The following is a 21,773-nucleotide window of genomic DNA, read 5'->3' as shown; positions in this document are numbered from 1 at the left end:
ACGTCGAGGAGGACGAGCAATGAAGAGCACCACCCCGCACAGCACCATCAGAAACAAACAGGCACGGCGCGTCATACCCGCGGCCGCCGCCATGGCACTGGCCGCCGGCACGCTGCTGGCCCCCGTTCCGGCGTTCGCCGCCGGTACAGTCGCCAACGCCGGCTTCGAATCGGGGTTCAGCGGCTGGACCGTGGCCGGTCCCGCAGGATCGGCGAAAACGGAAGGCGGCGGCAACCAGTCCGCGAGCCGCCTCACCCACTGGCTCGGTTCCGCGGGCACCGCCACCACCTCCCAGACCCTCACCGGCCTGACTGAAGGCTGGCGGACCTTCCGCGCAAACATCAAATCCGGCGGACCGGCGGGCTCTTCGAAGCTGGTCCTCACCGGCTGCGGCACCGATGGCTCCACGGTGCTGCCCTCCACCGAAACCGACGACAAGTGGCTGTCTCTGGCCGTGAGCGCCTACGTCAGCGGCGGCGACTGCACCCTGCGGCTGAGCACCACGGGTGCCGGCGCCTGGGCCAGCATGGACAACGTCACCTTCACCGGCGGGCGCGTCGAGCGCGCCATCCGTGGCACAGACCTTTCAGGCGTCCCCAAAAACGAGGACAACGGGGCAGCCTATTCCACCGCAGACGGCACGGCCGTGGATCCCGTCACGGCCTTCGCCGACGCCGGCGCCAACGTCGTCCGCCTCAAGGTCTGGGTAAACCCGGCAGACGGCTACAACGACAGCGCCCACATGGTCGCAATGGCCCGGCGCGCCAAGGACGCTGGCATGAAGGTCCTCGTCGATTTCCACTACTCCGACCGCTGGACGGACCCGGGCGCGCAGGGAATGCCCGCAGCGTGGAAAGGGTTCACCCCGGCAGCTCTCGCAGATGCCGTCTACGAGCACACACGAGACGTCATGTCGGCGCTCAAGGCTGCCGGAATCACTCCCTACGCCGCGCAGATCGGCAATGAAATCAACCCCGGGATGATGTGGCCGTACGGCCAGACCTGGGACGTCAACCCCAACGACTCCGTAAGCGGCGCACAGTGGGACAACCTCGCAGCCTTCCTCACAGCCGGATCCCGCGCCGTTGCCGAAGTCAGCCCGGACACCAAGAAGATCCTGCACCTGACCAACATCAACAACGGCATCGGCGGACTGACGTGGTGGTTTGATGAAGTCACCGCCCGCGCGGTGCCCTTCGACGTCATCGGCTTGTCCTACTACGGTTACTGGCACGGCACGCTCGCTGACCTGCAGAACGCCGTCAGCACCCTCTCTGCGCGGTACAGCAAGGACGTCCTGGTGGTCGAAACCGCCTACCCCTTCACCCTGGCCGACAACCCGAACTCGCCCTATGACAACGTCATCAAGAGCGCAACCTCGCTGGTCAAGGGCTACCCGGCCACGCCAGCCGGCCAGGCGGCCAACTTCCGCGCAGTCCAGGACGTCGTGGCCTCCGCGCCCGGCGGCAGGGGCATCGGAACTGTCTACTGGGAGCCGGCCTGGACGTCCGTGGACGGAAGCGGCTGGGATCCCGAGGATCCTGCGTCGGGCAACGCCTGGGAGAACCAGGCCCTGTTTGACTACAGAAACAAGGCCCTGCCGGCCATGGCCGCCTACGCGGCAGATCCCGTGGCCCGCGCAGAGCTGACCGCCTTACCGGAGCCGGCTGACTTCGGCAATGTGAAGATCGGCTCGCGTGCCACCCGCCCCGTAACTTTGCACAACAGCGGAAGCGCCACGTTCACCGGCACCATCAGTGCTGCTGCGCCGAAGGGCTTCGACTTCAGGCCGTCCTCCCCGGAGGCCATCGCCATACCGCCCGGAGAAACACGGACCGTTGGCAACCTCACGTGGCACGCCACGAAGTTCGGTGCCACGACCGCCGGGCTCACGCTGACGGCAACTCCTGACTCGTCGGGATCGGCCGGGCAAGCAGCAGGCGTGGCCCCGTTCGGCGGCGACGTCACGGTCCCCCTTACCGGGACAACCGTGAAGCGCACCCAGGACTAAGCAGAAAGGTATCCCACCATGAACACCACCACCGCCCAACCCGTCGAAGTGAAGGTGGACAGCGCCCGCCACGTCGAAGAGCGGCTAAATTCCGTGGTCCGGGACCTCCAGATGGTCGCTTCCCGCACCCACGACAAGGGCATTCTGGTCACGTGGCTCAGCCCCGGGCATTACACCGTTTCACTCAGCGACGACGTCCCCTACGGCCTGACCCGCGAGCTGGTCCACTAAAGAACGAGCTGGTCCACTAAAGAAGAGGGCAGGCCTGCGACCCAAAGAGCCGCAGGCCTGCCGTTCCCCTGTAGTGCAGATCCCCGAGGATTCAAGGGATGGCCCTTGGGCATTTCCCGGGCTTCGGATGTCTGCGCCACCGCCGCAATGAGGATGGAACACGGCCAGTGTGGACGGGGCAGGTTCTGGAAAACTTGAGGATTTCGCTGCCTGGCGCCTGACCCCACCCAAATTGGGTATCGGACAGATCAGTCTCTTTCGGCCCGGGCGGCGGGATGGGTAGGCCTCCGCCGCTACCCTAGATCCAGTTGTTGCGCTTGAACGCGACGTACAGGATTATGCCCATGCCGACCATCAGGCCGATGGCCATCGGGTAGCCGAAAACCCAGTCGAGTTCAGGCATGGAGTGGAAGTTCATGCCGTAGATGGTGCCGATCAGCGTGGGCGCGAAGAGGATGGCCGCCCACGAGGAAATCCTCTTGACTTGCTCGCTCTGGGCGAAGCTGGACTCAGTGAGTCGGCGCATTTCATCATTCTGCCGCTGCGCCACGAGGGCAGCATTGACCGCGAGCGCATTCTGGAGCAGGGCGCGAAAGGACGCGATCCGGTCGTTCAACCGCAGGACATGATCCAGGACATCCCGGAGGTGGTCCTGCAGTTCCGGGCCGGGGTGGTGGTCGGGCGTACCCGTCATGAGCGCCTGCAGGATGCCGGCCAGCGGCCCGGTGGCGCGCTGGACCGTGATGACCTGGCGGGAGAGCTCATAAATCCGCCGGGAGACCTCCGGGTCCGCGCCGAAGAGTTCGTCCTCTATTTCATCGATGTCGTTCTCGAGGCCGGCGGCCACGGGCTCATATTCGTCCACCACCTGGTCCAGGATGGCGTACAGCACCGCATCCGGCCCGAGGGCGAGGAACCCGGGCTGGGATTCCATGCGCCGGCGAACCTTGGCCAGGTCCGGCGATTCGGCATGGCGGACGGTCACCACGAAGTCGGGCCCAATGAAGATGTGGATCTCGCCGAACTCCACCTTTTCCACGTCATCGAGATAGCGGGCCGGGCGCAGCACCATGAACAGGGTCTCGCCGTAGTGCTCCAGCTTCGCCCGCTGGTGGCCGGTCAGCGCGTCCTCGACTGCCAGCGGGCTGAGATCAAATTCGTCGGCCACCGAACGTAACTCCGGCGCATCCGGCCGGTAGAGACCGATCCATGCCATTCCCTCGCGCTGGCGCAGCAGGAAATACGTCTCCTCCAGCCCCTCAGGGTCCGCCGTCCGGCGGCCTTCGACGTACACAGCGTTGTCGACAATGGTCACGGCAGCGACTCCTTCGTTGGACCGGCACCCTTGGCTGTGACGTTATCCCTTCCCCGGGGCGGTGCCAACACTCCTGGCACACCGGGCGCGTATGGAAAGCGTTAAGAAGCGTATGGAAACCGTTAAGACCCGCCCCCGCCGGGCCTGGCCCGTGCTGTCATGAAGCAAGAGGACGCCCCGGCCGCCGTGGCCGCAGGCCGATCCTCGGCAGGAGCCGATTTGGATGAACACCACCCCTCGCCCGGAACCGGGCCCGCCGGCCATCCCGGGCAATGCCGGCCACGCGCAGGATTTCGTCGCCGTGGATGACAGCGGAGAGTTTTCCTATCACCGGTCTGAAGAGGAACTCCTGCCGGCATTTGAGTACGTGGGCGAAGCGGCGTGCATCATCGACCGCAGTGGCGACGAGCGGCGCCTGGCCCTCGCCCCGGACCGCCGCCTCGTGCTGGGGCCGGCAACCGGTCCGGTGGAGTTCCACTGGCTCCGCCAGGCTTGGCTGGCGGCGCAGGACGTGCATCCGGACGCGCTTCGGCTTCGGCGTTTTTACCCCGAAACCCTGACTGATCTGCTGCAGGACCTGTTCGAAACGCTCGCCCTGGAAGCGGGCCCGGCCGTGGGTTACTGGACCGTGGTCATCGAAGGGGTCGCATCGCACACGCCCGACCTGCAGGAGATCGATCGCAGACTTTCCCACGGGGACGAGCTGGACGACGTTCATGTCCAGGATCCCTTCGGCCACACCTACCGGCCCGTCCGGCGACGCAGGCACTGGTATCTGCCGGCCACCGCCGGATTCATTTGTTATGTCGAAGTGCGCAACGCCCGGAGAGGCTCACATGACCACGCTTAGCAGACCGCCGTTGGATCCTTCGGCGCCCAGCCCGGGGGCCAGGGAAAAATTCAGGAACTGGCTGCTGTTCGGCCTGCAGGACGCCAAGGGTTCACACCAAGGCCCAGGCGCTGTGGGCGATTCCCATCTGAAGAAGCATTCCTGGTGGCAGGTGATGTGCCTGACCGGTGTGGACTATTTCTCCACGCTGGGTTACCAGCCGGCCATCGCCGCGCTTGCGGCCGGCGTGATTTCCCCGCTGGCCACCCTCGTGCTGGTGGCCGTGACCCTGCTGGGCGCCCTGCCCGTATACCGCAGGGTAGCCGGTGAAAGCCCGAGGGGCGAAGGGTCCATCGCGATGCTGGAGCGCCTGCTGCCGCGCTGGGGCGGCAAACTCCTCGTCCTGGTGCTGCTGGGCTTTGCGGCCACTGACTTCATGATCACCATGACCTTGTCGGCTGCCGATGCGACAGCGCACGCGATCCAGAACCCTTATGCCCCCGGCTGGCTGCAGGGCAACAGTGTCGCTGTCACGTTGGTCCTGCTGGCGCTGCTTGCCGCGGTATTCCTCCGCGGCTTTAAGGAGGCCATCGGCGTCGCGGTGGCCCTGGTCGCCATCTATCTGGGCCTGAACGTGGTGGTGGTCGCCTCGACCGTCTTCGAAGCGTTGACCCATCCGGTGGCCGTGGGCGACTGGTGGCACGCCCTGACCACATCGCACGGAAGCCCCGTCATGGTGGTCGGCATTGCCCTGCTGGTTTTCCCGAAACTGGCCCTGGGCCTGTCCGGCTTCGAAACGGGCGTGGCGGTGATGCCCCAGATCCAGGGGCGGCCAGGCGACACCGAAGAGCATCCGGCGGGCAGGATCGATGGCGCCAGGAAGCTGCTGACCACTGCCGCCGTCATCATGAGTTCGTTCCTGGTCACCACGAGCTTCACCACGGTGGTTCTGATCCCTGCCCAGGAGTTCGAGCCCGGCGGACAGGCCAACGGCCGGGCCCTGGCGTTCCTGGCCCATGAATATCTGGGGAACGGATTTGGCACCCTTTATGACCTGAGCACCATCGCCATCCTCTGGTTCGCCGGCGCCTCCGCCATGGCAGGGCTGCTGAACCTCGTGCCGCGGTACCTTCCCCGCTACGGTATGGCCCCGGGGTGGGCCAGGGCGGTTCGGCCGCTGGTGCTGGTCTTCACGCTGATCGGGTTCCTGGTCACCATCCTCTTCAAGGCCGACGTCGATGCACAGGGCGGCGCCTACGCCACCGGCGTGCTGGTGCTGATGACCTCGGCAGCGGTGGCGGTCACGCTTTCGGCCCGCCGCCGCCAACAGCGCAAGCGCACGATCGGGTTCGGAGCCATCGCAATAGTGTTCATTTACACCACGGTGGCCAATATCTTCGAACGGCCCGAAGGCCTCCGGATCGCCTCGTTCTTCATCCTCGGCATCATCGTGATCTCGCTCCTGTCCCGGATCCGGCGTTCCTTTGAACTGCACGCCACCCACGTCCACCTCGACCGCCAGGCGCTGGAATTCATGTCCTCCAACCTGGACGGGCCGATCGGCATCATCGCGCACGAGCCGCTGCGCCTGACCGCGGAAGCCTACCGGGACAAGCTGACCTCTGCGATCGAGGTCAGCCACCTGCCGCTGGACTACCAGGCGTTGTTCCTGGAGGTGATCGTGGACGATTCCTCGGACTTCGAAACGGCCCTGGAGGTCCGCGGAATCGTCCGGCACGGCTACCCGGTTCTTGAGGTGCACGGGCCGGTGGTGCCAAACTCCATCGCCTCGGTGCTCCTGCATATCCGGGACGTGACCGGACTGATGCCGCACATCTACTTCCGCTGGACTGAAGGCAATCCTGTGGTCAATCTGCTCCGGTTCCTGTTTCTCGGAGAGGGCGAGATCGCACCTGTCACCCGCGAGGTCCTGCGCGAAGCGGAGCCGGACGTGTCTAGGCGCCCGTGGGTCCACGTCGGCTGAGCAGGGGACCGGGTCAGAGACGTGTCAGATTCGGGCGTGCTGGCCGCGGCTGAAAGGCCGGCCGAACGACGCCGCACCGAGAAATTCAACGGCCACGAACGGCTCGGCACCCACCACCCATTCGTCGTGGCCTGGCGGAATGGCGTAGGTGTCATTGGCGTGGATGATGGACTTCTGGCCGTCGGGTGTGGCGATTTCCAGCGTGCCCGACAGGCAGAATCCGAGGTGGTTGTGTTCGCAGAAATCTGTCTTCTCCGTGTGTTTGGAGCACACCGACCACTGCCAGCCCGGGGCGAGAATCAGCCGGGCGACCGAGTAGTCGTTCACACTCACGAGATCCACCTCGGCTTTGTCCGGATACCTTTTCTTATCCGGGACGTCGAAGGATTTAACGGCAAAAGCAGTAACGAAATTAGCGGTCATGGGACGCTACCTGGGGACTAAGTTGAGACCTGATGTTGTGGTGCTCCGGAGCGGAGCAAAGCTGAAGGTTTGCGGACTGCAGACCGAGGCCTGAATGTGCGAACAGCCCGCAAGTGCTGCTGCCCCCTCCAGCGCACGCGCGTGCAACAGATCCTTGTTGCCGTAGTTCAACGTTAGCCCTCCCGGGGCCTAAGTCAATGGGGAAAAATCGGTCAGGCATCCCGAAGGGCGGGGCTGTCCCAGCAGTGTTAAGGCAGCGGTTGCCGTCAGTTCACTACCAGTCGGTAGCGTCGCCCCGGTCCGAACCAACGAGAGGCCCCTCCCCAATGAGCACCACCCGCACCCGCACCATCGTCGCGGCCGTGATCGCGGCCGCCTTCGCAGCGTCGGCCATCGGCGGCACGGCTGTCGCCCAGGCCTCCCAAAACCCTGGAGACCAGAATCCCGGCAATGCCGGCCACCACGGGGCGGACACCGCCGTCGCAGACGCCTTCACCGCCGTCGACCGCAACACCGCCTGGCAGCTGACCAGCAGGCTGAAACTGGACTTCCCGACGTTCCACACCGAGGGGATAGCGTTCACGAAGGACCACATTTTCCTGTCCTCGGTGGAGATTATCGAGCCCACCGTGAAGTTCCCGAGCCCGCAGGGCGGCTACGACCGTACGCCCGGCAAGGGAATAGGACACCTGTTTGTCATGGACAAGGCGGGGAAGCTCCAGAAGGACATCGTCCTGGGCGAGGGCGCCATGTACCACCCGGGCGGCATCGATTTCGACGGCACCAACGTCTGGGTTCCGGTCGCGGAGTACCGCCCCGACAGCAGCTCGATCGTGTACCGCGTTGACGCCCGCACGCTGGACGTCCACAGGCAGTTTGAGGTCAAGGACCACTTCGGCGGCATTGTCATGGACAAGCAGACCGGCCACCTCGTAGGCAATACCTGGGGTTCGCGCCGCTTCGCCGAGTGGAACCTGAAGGGCAAGGAGCTAACCTCCTGGCAGAACCCGGACAACTTCATCGACTACCAGGACTGCCAATACGCGGCGAGTTCCACGATGTTGTGCGCCGGGATAGCCAACCTGCCCCAGACACCTGCCGCAGGAGGTCCTTCCGCGACGTACGAGCTGGGCGGCATGGCACTGATCGACATCAACACCCACAACACACTGCACGATGCACCGTTCCAGCGGTGGAGCGCGGGCGGCCACGTCGCGACCCGCAACCCGTTCAAGATGACGGCCGAGGGGAACCACCTCACCGTGCGGGTGGCCCCGGACAATGGCGAAGAGGGCAATGGGACCGAAATCCTGACCTACGAGGCGATGGTGACGCCCCCGCACTAAGCATCACAGCGCGAACGAACACTCGAGACCCTTTTCCAAAGGGCAAGCGGACGACGGCGGGGCGCACCCGCCGTCGTCCGCTGTCTTTTAGCCGATCCCTTCTGAGTCAGTGGAAGGGAGGGGCTGAACCCTTCCCGCGTCATGAGAAAGAAATCTTTGATGTGAGCCTCTTCACACGGTAGCCTCATTAAAAATGTAGCCTCACTAACAACTTGTGATGCTCGCTAAGCAACATGAGGCGTCGCCGTCGGATGGAGATCAGCGTGGAAAATACGCAGCATAAGGCCAAAGGCGGCCAAAGCGCCCGCGGCAAAGTAACCGAGGTAGAAGCCTTCGGCATCGAACAGATCCCGGAGAAGCACCGGAATGCCACCGCTTTTGATCTGTTCAGGGTCTCGTTCGGCGGCGCCAACACGTTTTCCACGGCGTTCCTTGGAGCGTTTCCCATCCTCTTCGGCCTCTCCTTCTGGCAGGGTCTCGCAGCCACGGTCCTCGGCCTGGCTGTCGGGGCGCTCCTGCTGGCGCCGATGGCCGTTTTCGGGCCGACAAACGGTACCAACAACGCGGTCTCGTCGTCCGCCCACCTTGGCGTCCACGGCCGGGTCGTGGGGTCGTTCCTCTCGCTCCTGACCGCCACCGCGTTCTTCTCCATCTCGGTGTGGAGTTCCGGCGACGCTCTGGTGGGAGGCCTCAACCGCCTGGTTGGCCTGCCCCAGGACATGGGTTCCTTTGCCGTGGCCTACGGGCTCTTCGGGGTTCTGGTGCTGGCTGTCTGCATCTACGGGTTCCGGTTCATGCTGCTCGTGAACAAGATCGCCGTCACGGCGGCCACCCTCCTGTTCGTGGTCGGATACATCGCGTTCGCCGGAGACCTGGATCTGAACTTTGCCGGCGCCTTCGGCGTGGGCCTGGACGGCCTGGGCGTAGCCGGTTTCATCCCGGCGTTCATCGGGGCCGCCCTCATCGTGATGTCCAACCCAATTTCCTTTGGCGCCTTCCTCGGCGACTGGGCGCGGTACATTCCCACGAACACCCCCAAGCGCAAGGTCATGGGGGCCGCCCTCCTGGCACAGCTCGCCACCCTCGTACCGTTTGTCTTCGGGCTCGCCACCGCCTCCATCATCGCCACCAAGGCACCGGAGTTCATGGATCCGGCGGCCCCCAACTATGTGGGCGGGCTCCTGGCAGTCTCCCCCGCCTGGTACTTCGTCCCGCTGTGCGCGATCGCCCTGATCGGCGGCATGTCCACGGGTGCGTCCTCGCTGTACGGAACCGGACTGGATTTCAGCAGTGTCTTCCCGCGCTTCAACCGCGTGCAGGCCACGGTGTTCATCGGCGTGCTGGCCATTGCGTTCATCTTCGTGGGCCGTTTCGCCTTCAACCTCGTCCAGAGCATCTCCACCTTCGCCACGCTGATTGTCACGTGCACTGCCCCCTGGATGGTGGTGATGATCATCGGCTTCATCACCCGCCGCGGCTGGTACGACGCGGAGGCCCTGCAGGTCTTCAACCGCCGCCAGACAGGCGGCCGCTACTGGTTCAACCATGGCTGGAACCTGCGCGGAATGCTGGCGTGGCTGCTGAGCGCCGCGGCGGGACTGTGCCTGGTCAACATGCCCGGCCAATTCCAGGGCCCGTTGGGCAACCTCGCTGGCGGCGTGGACATCGGCCTCCCAGCCTCCTTGGTCCTTGCCGCGGTGCTCTATCTGGGGCTGCTCTGGATCTTCCCCGAACCCCGCGCCGTGTTTCCCGAGGCCGGTCCGCGCTGGATTCCCAGCCGGAACGTTGCCGTGCCTCCGGTGACGGACAGCGCCGGACACGTCGTTGCGCCGGGGCACCAGGATCTGGATCTGAACCTGGATCTGGACGAACTGGCGGTCCGACCGTGACCTGGATGGATCTGAGCGTCCCGCTCCGGACGGGGATGCCCGTCTATCCCGGAGATCCCGAAGTGCGGATCACCCCGGCGCTGACGGCCGACGGCGACGGCGCCAACGTGCTTGCCCTCGCCCTCGGCTCCCACTCGGGAACGCACCTTGACGCACCGTTCCACGTCCACGATGCCTTCCCGGCACTCGATGCGCTGCCGCCGGCCCAGTTCAACGGACCCGTGGAACTGGTCGACGTCCGCTCCGCCGGGCCGGGCGGCGTTATCACTGCGGAACACCTCGCCGGCATCCGGCCGGCGGCTCCCGGCGACGGACGGGCAGGGCATCCGGACCGGATCCTGTTGCTCCACACGGGCTTCGCCAGCCACTGGGGCTCGCCAGAGTACCTGGACCATCCGTGGCTCCACGCCGACGCCGCGCAGCTGATCGTGGACCGCGGCTACCGTACCGTCGGGCTGGATGCGCTGAGCGTTGACAGGACAGCGGGCCAAGTCTTCCCGGCACACCACATCCTGGCCGCGAACGGGTGCGTTATCGTCGAAAACCTCACCGGGCTGGAACAGATTGAACGGGCAGCGGCTGGGGGCGCCGGCGTCGAGGTTTTCCTCTTTCCGCTCAGCATTCCCGACGCCGACGGGGCACCGATCCGGGCCATGGCACGTCTTGCCGGGACTGCGCCGCTGAGCCGGGCGGAGGTCCAGGATGCCGCCGACCGGCTGGTCGCTGCCTTCGCATCGACGGATACCGAGCGCTACTTCGCAGCGTTCAGCCCATCGGCCACGTTCATTTTCCATCCGGAGCCTGAGTCGCTGGGTTCCCGAAGCGAGTATCGGGAGGTGTGGGAGACCTGGGTGGGTTCGGGTTGGAAAGTCCTCGATTGCCGCAGCAGCGAGCAGAACATCCAGATGCTCGGCACTACGGCGATCTTTACGCACCGCGTGGCCACACTCGTCCGGACCGGACCCGGCCCCAGAACCCTGGCCAGCGATGAACGGGAGACCATCATATTCACCCGGACCGAGACCGGCGACGTGGTTGCCGTGCATGAGCACCTCTCGGCCGTTCCAGCGGCGGCCGAGGACAGCTGACCGCGCAGTTACTGGAAGTCAGCCAGCCACAGGTCCGGGCCGAAAACCTCGTACTGGATGTCTTTTTAGGCAATTCCTGGAGGTCGGCGGTCACCCGGGCGATGAAAACAGGGCTTGTCGGGTCCGGCAAAAGCGGACACGACGGCGGGATCCACCCGCCGTCGTCCTCTTGCGTTACCCGGCACTGGCTGTCGGCTACCAGCTACCGGCCGTAGATCTTGACGAAATTCCGCAGGATCTTCATGGGCTCTGTTGCCGTGAAGGTCCGGGCAGCCTCCATCAGTTCCTCAGCAGATTCGGGCGGGAAGTACCCGGCGTGGCGGTAGATGTCGATCCTGGTCACGAGGCCTTCGGCATCAAGCTCGGGATGGAACTGCGTGGCGTACAAGTTCTTCTTGATCCGGAACATGTGCACCGGGCAAGCCGCCGAGCTTGCCAGCAGCACCGCATGGGAGGGAAGGACCGTGCAGCCTTCCTTGTGGCCGGTGAAGGCGGTGAACTGTGCCGGCATTCCGGCCAGCAGCGGGTCCTCCAGGCCCTCCGGGCTCAGGCTGATGGTCACGCCGCCCAACTGCTCCCCGTAGGTCCGGTCAATCACCGCGCCCTGGTGCAGGCCGAGGGTTCCGACTCCGTAGCAGGCGCCCAGGAACGGGAAGTCCTCGGCCACAACCCGGTCCAGCAGCGCCGACAATTCACGCTCCACCCGGCGCTGGGACTCTGATTTATGGTCTGCGGGGTCGCTGGACGTGAACGGGCTGCCGCCCACGATTACACCGGAATAATCGTCCAGGTCGAGATGCGGGAGCGGAGCCTGCTCCATCCGGATCCGTCTCAGCTGGTCCGGCTCCAGCCCGCCGTAGCGGAGGTAGGCCTCGTACTCATCCTCGGCGGCGGCGTCTTCGGCCCGCGAGGCGAGCAACAGAAACGGCTTCATGCTCACTTCAGCAGCGCCACGTCAGAGACAAGATCGATATGCTCCAACATCGCCGCTGCTGCGGCCGCGGAGTCCTGGGCCCTGATGGCGTCGGCGATCTTGCGGTGGGAGGCGAGTGACTGCTCCGGCCTGCCAGGCTGCCCGAGCGATTCGAGCCGGGTTTCCAGGATCATCCCGGCAATGAACGTCATGAGCTGGGCAAGAACCGCGGAATGCGCGGCGGCAGTGACCGCCTGGTGGAAAAGCTCGTCGCCGCGTGCGCCCTTGGCACCCGAGGCCACTTCTTCTGCCATCGCGTCCAGCGCGTTCTCGATGGCCTTCATGTCAGAGTCGGTCCGCCGGGTGGCCGCCAGTTCCGCCAGTTTGACCTCAAGCGTGCTGCGCGCCTCCACGATCTCGGGGAGCCTGCTGCGGTGCTCGCGGAGGCCTTTGATCACGGACGGGACGTTGGGCCGGTAGACCAGCACCGCGCCGGTGCCGTGCTGGACGTCGATCACACCGAGCACCTCGAGGGCCACCAGCGCCTGGGCAAGCGTTGCCCGCGAGACACCCAGCCGCTCAGCCAGGTCGCGCTCTGCCGGCAGGGTGTCGCCCGGTCCCAGCTGGGCGGACTCGATGAAGTCCATGAGTTGCTCCACCAGTTGCTCGTAGAGCCGCGGCCGCGAGAGACGGGAGATCTGTTGCGTTGCTGCTTTCCTGGGCATGCGCGTCCTTCCGGCGTCGTCGTCAACCCCAGCCTAGCGGAGAACTATTGACAAAGTCACCTAGTGTCTAGGAGGCTAGGCCAGTGAGCCAGTAAGCCACGTCACATCCAATCTCTTGATCCGGAGGAACAACGATGTCCGCTCCCGTACTGTCCATCATCATCCTGGCGGTGATGTTCCTGCTGGCCACGGTGCTGCCCCTCAACATGGGTGCCCTGGCTTTCGTAGGGGCGTTCGTCCTGGGATCAGTCGTGCTGGGGATGTCCACCAACGACATCCTTGCCAACTTCCCCGGCGGCCTGTTCCTGACGATCGTCGGGGTCACCTACCTGTTCGCCATCGCCCAAAACAACGGCACCATAGATCTGCTGGTCAGGGGCGCCGTCCGGCTCGTCGGCAGCAAAGTGGCCCTCATCCCCTGGGTCATGTTCGCCATCACCGCCCTGATCACCGCCGTGGGCGCCCTGTCGCCCGCCGCCGTCGCCATCATTGCGCCGATCGCCCTGAGCTTCGCCGCCAAGCACAAGATCAACCCGCTCATGATGGGCATGATGGTCATCCACGGTGCCCAGGCCGGCGGCTTCTCCCCCATCGCCGTCTACGGTGTCACTGTCAACGGCATCATCGCCAAGACGGACCTGCAAACGAACCCCATGGCGATCTTCCTGGCCAGCTTCGTCTTCAACCTCGCCATTGCCGTGGTGCTGTCCATCGTCCTTGGCGGCAACAGGTTCCGCTCCACGAAGGCCGGCCGCCTGGTGGAACAGGCCGCTGAAACCCGCATGTCCGTCAGCGTCGGTGCCCGTGCGGCCGGCGTCACGCTGCAGGGCTCCGGCTCGGACATCTCCCCCGCCGGCGTCTCCGCGAAGGGCACCAGCACCCCGGGTTCCGCCGCTTCCGGCGCCGCCGCTTCCGCCGCACCGGCTGCCGGGAACGGTGCCCGTGCCAACGTTCCCCAGCTTGTCACCATCCTCGGTCTGGTGGCCCTCGCCGTCATTTCCCTCGGCTTCAAGGTGGACGTCGGCTTCGTCTCCATCACCATCGCCATCATCCTGGCCCTCGTGTCCCCGGCCGCCCAGAAGGGCGCCGTGAACAAAATCAGCTGGTCAACCGTCCTGCTCATCTGCGGCATGTTGACCTTCGTGGGCGTCCTCGAGGAAGCCGGCACCATCAAGTTCGTTTCCGACAGCGTGTCGAACATGGGCATGCCGCTGCTGGCAGCCCTGCTGATCTGCTACATCGGCGGCATCGTCTCGGCCTTCGCCTCCTCTACGGCCATCCTCGCCGCTCTCATCCCGCTGGCAGTTCCCTTCCTGGCCAGCGGCGAGGTGGGCGCCGTGGGCGTCATCGCAGCGCTGGCAGTCGCTTCCACGATCGTGGACGTCTCTCCCTTCTCCACCAACGGCGCCCTGGTTCTGGCCAACGCACCGGAAGACGTGGACAAGGACAAGTTCTACAAGCAGATCCTCGCCTACAGCGGCATCGTGGTTGCCGCCGGACCCGCCGTCGCTTGGCTGGTCATGGTGGTCCCGGGCTGGATGTAGCCCGGAACCGGAACGCCACCCCTGCAGCAAAGCCCGTACAGCAAGTAAGGAAACCCCGCATGAGCACTGATTTCACGCCCCAGGCAGAGGGCCCCCTCTCGGGCTACCTCGTGGTGGACCTGAGCCGCGCCCTCGCCGGGCCCCACGCCGGAATGATGCTGGCCGACCTCGGCGCGCGCGTCATCAAGGTCGAGAACCCGGGCACCGGAGACGACACGCGCGGCTGGGGGCCGCCGTTCGTCGGCCCCGAGGACGATCCCCAGGCCACGTATTTCCTATCGTGCAACCGCAACAAGGAATCCATTGCCCTCGACCTGAAGAGCGACGACGGGCGGACGGTCCTGCGCGAACTGCTGGAACGGGCGGACGTCGTGATCGAGAACTTCCGTCCCGGCGTACTGGACCGGCTGGGATTCTCGGCCGCCGAGATGCACGCGCTGAATCCGGCGCTGGTGGTCCTGTCCATCACCGGTTTCGGGCACGACGGTCCGGAGTCCCGGCGAAGCGGCTACGACCAGATCCTGCAGGGCGAAGCCGGGCTGATGTCCCTGACTGGCTCCGGCCCGGACGATCCCCAGCGGGTGGGCGTGCCCATCGCGGACCTGCTGTCCGGCATGTACGGCGCGTTCGGCACCCTCGCGGCACTCCTTCAACGCGAACGCACCGGCCAGGGGCAGATAGTCCGCACGTCCCTTCTTGCGGCACTGATCGGGGTCCATGCCTTCCAGGGCACCAGGGCCACGGTCGCGGGTGAGGTCCCCAAGGCGCAGGGCAACCACCATCCGTCCATCGCGCCGTACGGCCTGTTCCACTGCCGGCAGGGCAGGGTCCAGATCAGCGTGGGAAGCGAAAAGCTGTGGGCCACGTTTGCCTCGACCTTCGGGATCGACGCCACGCGGCCGGAGTTCGCCACCAACGCGGACCGGGTGCGCAACCGCGAAAAAGTCATCGAAGAGGTCGAACGGGTATTCTCCGACTTCGAGGCCGAACCGCTGCTCGGCAAGCTCAACGAGGCCGGAATCCCGGCGGGCAAGGTCCGGACGCTGGACGAAGTCTATGAGTGGGAACAGGTCCACTCGCAGGGGCTCGTGATCGACGTCGAGCACAAGATCCTCGGGAACGTAAGCCTGCCGGGGCCGCCGCTGCGGTTCTTCAGCGCGGCCGACACCGCCGAAACAACGCTGAAGGCGCACACAGCCCCGCCGCTGCTGGATCAGGACGGGGACCAGATCCGGCAGTGGCTGGGCCTGGCTCCGGCAACCCTCGGCAGCTCAGGTTCCGGGCAGGAAGGCCGCTGAGAATGCTGACACAACAGAAGGTGCGGCACCTGGGCGCCACGGAGCTCATTGCCGCCGTGATCGATCCCGGCTCCTACCGGAGCTGGGACACCCCGGTCTCGGACCCTGACCCGGGTCCCGAGTACCGGCTGGAACTGGCGGCGGCCCGCGAGAAGACGGGGGTGGATGAGTCCGTCCTGACCGGGGAAGGCCTCATCCGCGGCCGCCGGGTGGCGGTTATCGTCAGCGAGTTCCGATTCCTGGCAGGCTCCATCGGGCTTGCCGCGGCGGAGCGGATCGTGAACGCCGTCGAGCGGGCAACCCGGGAAGGACTTCCACTGCTGGCCGGACCCGCCTCCGGGGGCACGCGCATGCAGGAAGGGACCATCGCCTTCCTGTCCATGGTGAAAATCAGCGCGGCGGTCCGGGCGCACCGGCAGGCCGGACTGCCCTACCTCGTCTATCTGCGCCATCCCACCACCGGCGGAGTCATGGCCTCCTGGGGCTCGCTGGGCCACATCACGGTGGCCGAGCCGGGCGCCCTGCTCGGCTTCCTGGGACCACGGGTTTACGAGGCGCTCTATGGCACACCGTTCCCGGAAAACGTCCAGGTCGCCGAAAACCTCTTCGACAAGGGCCTGGTGGACGCGGTGGTCCCGCCCTGGCAGCTGTCCGACGTCGTTGACCGCGCCTTGGGCATACTTGTCACCGGCCCGCATCCGCGCGTCAGTCCGCCGCGGACCCTGTCCGTAAAACCCTCCGGCGCCGGCGCCTGGGAATCGATCGAAATCTCGCGCAACCCGCGGCGACCGGACCTGCGGCAGCTGCTCGCGTACGGGGCCAGGGACGTGCTGCCGCTCAACGGCACCGGCCAGGGCGAAAAGGATCCGGGACTGCTGCTGGCGCTGGCCCGCTTCGGCCAAAAGTCCTGTGTGGTGATCGGCCACACCCGGCCGCGGCCCTCACAGCAGACGGCCATGGGACCGGCATCCCTGCGTGAAGCGCGCCGGGGCATGCGGCTGGCCGAGGAGCTGGGGCTACCGCTCCTGACGGTCATCGACACCGGCGGCGCCGCACTGTCCAAGGAGGCCGAAGAAGGCGGCCTGGCCGGCGAAATTGCCAGGTCCTTGCACGACCTCATCGGCCTGAACTCCCCCACGGTATCCGTGCTGCTCGGCCAGGGGGCCGGTGGCGGGGCGCTGGCCCTGCTGCCGGCAGACCGGACCATCGCGGCCCAGCACGCCTGGCTGTCCCCGCTCCCGCCCGAAGGCGCGAGTGCCATCGTCCACCGGAGCACCGACTTTGCGCCGGCCATGTCCGAGGCCCAGGGCGTCAGCGTGGCATCCCTGTACGCCAACGGCCTCGTGGACCACATTGTGGACGAACGCAGCGACGCCGCGCTCGAAGGCAAGGCCTTCTGCCAGCGCCTCGGGCAGGCCATCGAGTACGAACTGTCCACCCTGGCGTCCGCAGGGATCAGCGAACTGCTGCCCCGGCGGCTGGATAAGTACCGCAATCTGGGTGGCCTCGTGGCCGAGGCCGCCAACCCGGCCTGACCAAAGGTGCCGACCGGACCGTCCCGCCCGGACCGGCCCGGCCTGCACCTGCTGGCCGGGCCGGCAGGTGCTCGCCGGCGCTTCCTGGCCGGACGTCAGAGCGTGGCGGGATCAGAGCGTGGCGGGATCGGTGTTGGCGCCGCACAGGATCACGGCAACCCGCTCGCCCGCAGCCGGGACGTAGGCACCCGAGCTGAGGGCGGCATAGGCGGTGGCTGCACCGTGCTCCACCACCATGCGGTACTCCGCCCACAGCTGGGAGCGCGCGGCGACGATCTCGTCGTCGGACACCAAAACGCTCCGGACGCCCGTCCGCACGGCCACCTCAAAGCCGATCGTTCCAATCCTGCGTGCGCCGAGCGAGTCTGCGGCGATTCCCGAAACAGCCACATCCACCGGCTTCCCGGCCGCCAGGGCGGCATGAAGTGTCGGTGCGCTGGCGGGCTCCACGCCCACCACCCTCGCCCGGCCTTCTACCGCGGCGGCGATGCCGCCCATGAGTCCACCGCCGCCGACGGCGACCAGCACCGTGTCCACGTCCGGCACCTGTTCGAGGAGTTCCGAGCCGACAGTGCCTGCACCGGCCACTATCTCCGGCTGGTCGTAGGCGTGGCAGTAGACGGCACCCGTCTCACCCGCATAGGCCATCGCGGCATCATAGGCCTCCGCGTATTCCGCGCCGCGCTGGATGACTGAAGCCCCCGTCTCCCTGAGCTTCCTGACCTTCACCGCAGGGGCGGACTCCGGAACGAAGACCGCAGCCGGCACTCCCGCCCTGGCGGCGGCATAGGCGTTGGCGAGGCCGGCATTGCCACCGGACGCCACGACTATGCCGACGTCGTCCTTCAACTCGCCGCGCTCCCTGCAGGCCAGCACGCGGTTAAAGGCCCCCCGGGCCTTGAACGTGCCAGTGTGCTGCATGAACTCGCACTTCAGCCAGACCGCACCGGGAAGGCTTCCGGCGTCGGCCGCCATGACCGGCGTGCGACGCACCAGCCCGGCAATCCGCGCTGTGGCTTCATCAACGTCGGCTCGGGTGATCATCAGTGCTGTACCTCGTTCGCTCGGGCCGGACTGGCAGGAGCAGGCGCCAGCTGAATGCGCCTGCCGACGCTACGCTACCCCGTGGCCCCGAGGGCGGGTTTTCGTGGTGGATGAAGCGGCCTTCACGTGGCGGTGGATCGGGCCGCGGCATTCCGCAACCCGATCCATCCCGGGGTTGCCGCTAGCGGACGGGGTTGCCGAGTTCGCGGAGCGGGATTTTGTTGGTTTCGCGGGCCCAGAAGGCGCCGGCGACGGCGAGCAGTGAGGACGCTGCAACGATCCAGGCGGCGGGGCCCCAGTTCGCCTTTTCGGCGCCGACGAGGGCGGTGCCGAGCAGCGGGGTGAAGCCGGCGCAGAGGATGCCCACCTGCAGGCCGATGGCCATGCCGGAGTAGCGGACCTTGACGTTGAACAGCTCGGAGAACCAGGCCGGGTAGATGGCGTTGGACATCGCGTAGGTCCCGGCGGTGATCAGGGTGCTGGTGAGGAAGATCATCGGAATGTTGCCGGTGGAGATGACCGAGAAGTACACGAAGATCATCGCACCGGAGCCGAGGACGCCGGCGATGAAGATGGGTCGGCGGCCGAACCGGTCGGAGAGGTGCGCCATGAGCGGCTGGGTGAACATGGCCAGGACATTGCCGGCGATGCTGACCCAAAGCATGGTGGAGGCAGGGACCCCGACGGACACGGCGTAGGCGAGGCCGAAGGACTGCATGAAGGTGTTGGTGACGGTTTCGAAGGACATCAGGGCCACCTGGAAGAACTGTGCCGGGTGGGTCTTGAACATCTTCGCGAACGGGAGTTTCACGAGTTCGCCGTGGTCGTGCTTTTCCTCAAAGACCTCGGGCTCGTCGAGGGAACGGCGGACCAGGTAAGCGACGATAAGCACGATGATGGACAGCCAGAACGGAATGCGCCAGCCCCAGGCGAGGCGGTCCACTTCGCTCATCGCGGCCACGGGCAGGAACGCCAGGGAAGCTAGGACGATGCCGGCGGAAATGCCGCTCATGGCGAAGCTGGCGAAGAAGCCGCGGCGCCCTTCCGGGGCTTCTTCGGTAGACAGGGCCGAGGCGCCCGCCGTTTCCGCGCCCGCGGAGAGTCCCTGCATGAGGCGCAGCAGCACCAGCAGGGCAGGCGCCCAGTAGCCGGCGGTGGCGAAGTCAGGCAGCGCGCCGATGAGGAACGTTGCCGATCCCATCAGTACCAGCGTCAGCACGAGGGTGTTCTTGCGGCCGATCTTGTCGCCCAAATGGCCGAAGACCACCGCGCCGAACGGCCGCGCGACATAGGCCACGCCGAAAGTGGCGAACGAGGCAATCAGGGCCACGGTGGGGTTGCCGGCCGGGAAGAAGATCTTGGAGAAGACCAGCGAGGCCGCGGTGGCGTAGATGAAGAAGTCGTAGTACTCCAGCGCGCCGCCCAGGAACGCAGCCAGGGCCGCCTTCCTGGCCCGCTTGAGCTGCACCGGGTCTGCCGTGGCTGTGGAGCCGTTTACGAGGTTGGTCATTCTGATGGTCCTTCCACACTGAAAGACGGTGGTTTAGATGGGTGGGAAATGCAGTTTTGTTCGACTAGCGAACTTCTGTGCGTTATGCGACTAGAAATAGATTACCGCACGGTGAGGGACATCACAATGACTCCGATATGCTCGGTGCAACCCTGTTTGCTTCAGCACCCGCAGGGTGCCCGAGTGTTTTCTAGGGATTGCAGGAGTTCATGGAGGAGCATCCGACGTACTTCGTGAAGTCGGTCGAGAAGGCCTTTGACGTGCTGCGGGCCTTCGCCCCGGATACGCCACGCCTGACCGTGACTCAGATCGCCGCGAAGGCGGACATGACCCGCGCCTCGGCCAGGCGTTTCCTGCTGACCTTGACCGATCTCGGCTACCTGCGTGCCGACGGCCCCCACTTCACCTTGACGGCCCGCTCACTGGAGGTCGGCTCCTCATTTCTTGCGAACCTGTCTATCCCGGACATTGCCGAGCGGCACCTGCGGTCCCTGGCCGCAGAACTCAATGAAACTACCTCTTTGTGCATTCTTGACGGCACGGAGGTGGTCTATGTCGCCTGCATAGCGTCACCCAGGCTTCTCAATGTCTCTATTAGCGTGGGAACCAGATTTCCCGCCTGGGCCACCAGCATGGGGCGCGTGCTTCTGGCGGCACTGTCGGACCCGGAGCTGAATGCCTACTTCGACTCGGTTCAGCTGCAGCGCTTCACCGAGCGGTCGATCGGAAGCCTCGACCAGTTACGGTCCGAAGTAGACCTGGCCAGGGCGAAAGGGTGGTCCATGGTTTCGCAGGAACTGGAAGAAGGCCTGCGTGGCGTCGCCGTGCCCGTCTGGTGCGGGAGCGGCGTTGTTGCAGCGGTGAATGTCTCTTTGCAAACCCACCGCGCGCCCCCGGACACCATCGAACAGACAGTTGTGCCCCTCCTGCAGGAGGCTGCCCGCCAGATCGGCCTGGATTACGACGGCCGGACTGCAGGCAGGCGCACCACCGCCTCAGCGTGACAGTTTTTCGGCGTCGGGCTCCAGGTCGCCGATGTGCCCGGGCGCATTGGCCGCTAGGACCCGCTGGACGAACGCGCAGTACTCCTCCATGTAGTGCCGGAGGAACGCGGCGGTGGACTCGTCCTTGACCTCCCCGTCGGCTCCGAAGACCTCGGGATTGAACTTCACATAGGCCTCGGGGGCGTTGAGCTGGGGAGCGTCGAGGAAGCTCAGCACGGCGCGCATGGAGGACTGCATCACCGCGGTGCCGATGCTGCCGGGTGAGGCGCCGATGATCCCGGTGGGCTTCCGCGCGAAGGAGTTGGTCCCCCAAGGGCGTGAGCCCCAGTCGATGGCGTTCTTGAGTGCTCCCGGAATGGAACGGTTGTATTCAGGGGACACGAAGAGGATGCCGTCCGATCCGTCAATGGCTTCCTTCAGCGCCCGCGCTTCCGGCGGGAAGTCGGCGTCGTAGTCGTAGCTGTAGAGCGGCAGGTCCCTGATGGGAATCTCCGTGAACTCCAGCTCCTCCGGGGCGAGACTGATGAGCGCCTTGGACAGCGTGCGGTTGATCGAACCGCTTGCAAGGCTTCCGACGAAGTAGCCGATCTTGTACGTTGCCATGGTGATGATCCTTCCCAACAGCCGGCAGGAACCGGCTGGCCGACGGTGCTTTGGACATTGCTTCGGGCGCTGCTGTGGGCGGTGAGTGGATGGTGCGGGCACGACTCAACACACAGTTCAGCACAGAAGAATATCCGCGGCCAGAGCGGAGGGAAGGTTCTTGACAGTCCGCGAATGCAGGAGCTAGATGAACATTAGGTGATGACCTACAGCACACAACGCCAGCAGAGGAGCGGCAGTCATGACTGAGAACCTGGAAGGGATGCAGCGCATCCACAGCGAGGCCCCTGCCGAAGGGGATGAAACGGCCGACCCTACTGACATCCGCATGCACTCGCAGGACCCCGCCGAAGGCGCGGACATCGCGGACGCGCCCCTCAAGAAAACTTAGGGGGCATTGCCAACAAAGCGGACCGCCGCCGTCGGGCCGTTCCCCCGGGGCGAAACGGCAGCGGGAACTGGCACCCGTGCCAAAACCTGA

Annotated in this window: 19 protein-coding genes; 12 read left to right on the top strand and 7 right to left on the bottom strand. The window is 65.8% G+C overall.

Annotated features, from left to right (window positions below):
- Positions 1 to 19 precede the first annotated feature (19 nt).
- Both LQ144_RS10220 and LQ144_RS10215 read left to right on the top strand, forming a co-directional pair.
- Entirely contained in the window at positions 20 to 2,011 is a 1,992-nt protein-coding gene (locus LQ144_RS10220) for a glycosyl hydrolase 53 family protein (protein ID WP_230118595.1), read from the top strand.
- A gap of 18 nt (positions 2,012 to 2,029) precedes the next feature.
- Positions 2,030 to 2,242, top strand: coding sequence for a hypothetical protein (locus LQ144_RS10215; RefSeq protein ID WP_230118594.1), 213 nt, complete (start codon positions 2,030 to 2,032; stop codon positions 2,240 to 2,242).
- Positions 2,243 to 2,540: 298 nt separating this feature from the next.
- On the opposite strand, the gene LQ144_RS10210 is transcribed toward LQ144_RS10215, so the two are convergent.
- Positions 2,541 to 3,557 carry a magnesium and cobalt transport protein CorA gene (locus LQ144_RS10210; protein ID WP_230118593.1) on the bottom strand — a complete coding sequence of 339 codons (1,017 nt, stop codon included), beginning with the start codon at positions 3,555 to 3,557 and terminating at the stop codon, positions 2,541 to 2,543.
- Positions 3,558 to 3,780: 223 nt separating this feature from the next.
- On the opposite strand from LQ144_RS10210, the gene LQ144_RS10205 reads away from it, so the two are divergent.
- Entirely contained in the window at positions 3,781 to 4,407 is a 627-nt protein-coding gene (locus LQ144_RS10205; RefSeq protein ID WP_230118592.1) for a hypothetical protein, read from the top strand.
- Positions 4,394 to 6,370: an APC family permease gene (locus tag LQ144_RS10200; protein ID WP_230118591.1), complete on the top strand. Its 1,977-nt coding sequence runs from the start codon at positions 4,394 to 4,396 to the stop codon at positions 6,368 to 6,370. The genes LQ144_RS10205 and LQ144_RS10200 overlap by 14 nt, the downstream gene beginning before the upstream one ends.
- 24 nt (positions 6,371 to 6,394) lie before the next feature.
- On the opposite strand, the gene LQ144_RS10195 is transcribed toward LQ144_RS10200, so the two are convergent.
- Positions 6,395 to 6,793 (bottom strand): cupin domain-containing protein, encoded by a 399-nt coding sequence (locus LQ144_RS10195; protein WP_230118590.1) that lies wholly within the window; start codon positions 6,791 to 6,793, stop codon positions 6,395 to 6,397.
- 326 nt (positions 6,794 to 7,119) lie between these two features.
- Here LQ144_RS10195 and LQ144_RS10190 point away from each other — a divergent pair, with 326 nt between their 5' ends.
- The 3 genes from LQ144_RS10190 to LQ144_RS10180 all read left to right on the top strand — a co-directional run bounded on the left by LQ144_RS10190 (position 7,120) and on the right by LQ144_RS10180 (position 11,116).
- On the top strand, positions 7,120 to 8,139 hold the full coding sequence (locus tag LQ144_RS10190) for a DUF6454 family protein (protein WP_230118589.1): 1,020 nt from the start codon (positions 7,120 to 7,122) through the stop codon (positions 8,137 to 8,139).
- Between the two features lie 263 nt (positions 8,140 to 8,402).
- Complete coding sequence (locus tag LQ144_RS10185; RefSeq protein ID WP_230118588.1) at positions 8,403 to 10,028, top strand: cytosine permease; 1,626 nt, start codon at positions 8,403 to 8,405, stop codon at positions 10,026 to 10,028.
- 5 nt (positions 10,029 to 10,033) lie between these two features.
- A complete protein-coding gene (locus tag LQ144_RS10180) occupies positions 10,034 to 11,116 on the top strand; it encodes a cyclase family protein (protein WP_230118587.1) in 1,083 nt (360 codons plus the stop codon).
- 202 nt (positions 11,117 to 11,318) lie between these two features.
- Here LQ144_RS10180 and LQ144_RS10175 read toward each other — a convergent pair whose 3' ends face one another.
- A complete protein-coding gene (locus LQ144_RS10175) occupies positions 11,319 to 12,050 on the bottom strand; it encodes a glutamine amidotransferase (protein ID WP_230118586.1) in 732 nt (243 codons plus the stop codon).
- A 2-nt stretch (positions 12,051 to 12,052) separates the two neighbouring features.
- Complete coding sequence (locus tag LQ144_RS10170) at positions 12,053 to 12,754, bottom strand: FadR/GntR family transcriptional regulator (protein ID WP_230118585.1); 702 nt, start codon at positions 12,752 to 12,754, stop codon at positions 12,053 to 12,055.
- A 134-nt stretch (positions 12,755 to 12,888) separates the two neighbouring features.
- Between LQ144_RS10170 and LQ144_RS10165 the strand changes: the two genes are divergently transcribed.
- From LQ144_RS10165 to LQ144_RS10155, 3 genes are read left to right on the top strand one after another with little or no spacing between them, the layout of a single operon-like run.
- Positions 12,889 to 14,298 (top strand): SLC13 family permease, encoded by a 1,410-nt coding sequence (locus LQ144_RS10165; protein WP_230118584.1) that lies wholly within the window; start codon positions 12,889 to 12,891, stop codon positions 14,296 to 14,298.
- 59 nt (positions 14,299 to 14,357) lie between these two features.
- Positions 14,358 to 15,596 (top strand): CoA transferase, encoded by a 1,239-nt coding sequence (locus LQ144_RS10160; RefSeq protein WP_230118583.1) that lies wholly within the window; start codon positions 14,358 to 14,360, stop codon positions 15,594 to 15,596.
- A 2-nt stretch (positions 15,597 to 15,598) separates the two neighbouring features.
- Positions 15,599 to 17,131: an acetyl-CoA carboxylase carboxyltransferase subunit alpha/beta gene (locus LQ144_RS10155; protein ID WP_230118582.1), complete on the top strand. Its 1,533-nt coding sequence runs from the start codon at positions 15,599 to 15,601 to the stop codon at positions 17,129 to 17,131.
- A gap of 111 nt (positions 17,132 to 17,242) precedes the next feature.
- Here the strand turns inward: LQ144_RS10155 and LQ144_RS10150 are convergent, their stop codons facing one another.
- Complete coding sequence (locus tag LQ144_RS10150; RefSeq protein WP_230118581.1) at positions 17,243 to 18,175, bottom strand: threonine/serine dehydratase; 933 nt, start codon at positions 18,173 to 18,175, stop codon at positions 17,243 to 17,245.
- Between the two features lie 181 nt (positions 18,176 to 18,356).
- Positions 18,357 to 19,685 (bottom strand): MFS transporter, encoded by a 1,329-nt coding sequence (locus LQ144_RS10145; protein WP_230118580.1) that lies wholly within the window; start codon positions 19,683 to 19,685, stop codon positions 18,357 to 18,359.
- 209 nt (positions 19,686 to 19,894) lie between these two features.
- On the opposite strand from LQ144_RS10145, the gene LQ144_RS10140 reads away from it, so the two are divergent.
- Positions 19,895 to 20,689 (top strand): IclR family transcriptional regulator C-terminal domain-containing protein, encoded by a 795-nt coding sequence (locus tag LQ144_RS10140; protein WP_230118579.1) that lies wholly within the window; start codon positions 19,895 to 19,897, stop codon positions 20,687 to 20,689.
- Here the strand turns inward: LQ144_RS10140 and LQ144_RS10135 are convergent.
- Complete coding sequence (locus tag LQ144_RS10135) at positions 20,681 to 21,292, bottom strand: NADPH-dependent FMN reductase (protein ID WP_230118578.1); 612 nt, start codon at positions 21,290 to 21,292, stop codon at positions 20,681 to 20,683. The genes LQ144_RS10140 and LQ144_RS10135 overlap by 9 nt on opposite strands.
- A 241-nt stretch (positions 21,293 to 21,533) precedes the next feature.
- Between LQ144_RS10135 and LQ144_RS10130 the strand changes: the two genes are divergently transcribed.
- The gene (locus LQ144_RS10130; RefSeq protein ID WP_230118577.1) at positions 21,534 to 21,683 is read left to right on the top strand and encodes a hypothetical protein; all 150 of its coding nucleotides are present in this window, start codon (positions 21,534 to 21,536) and stop codon (positions 21,681 to 21,683) included.
- Positions 21,684 to 21,773: the final 90 nt, after the last annotated feature.

Origin of the sequence: Arthrobacter sp. Bi83, assembly GCF_918698095.1 — a bacterium.
Classification (GTDB): domain Bacteria; phylum Actinomycetota; class Actinomycetes; order Actinomycetales; family Micrococcaceae; genus Arthrobacter.
This window is presented reverse-complemented; position numbering and strand designations above follow the sequence as displayed.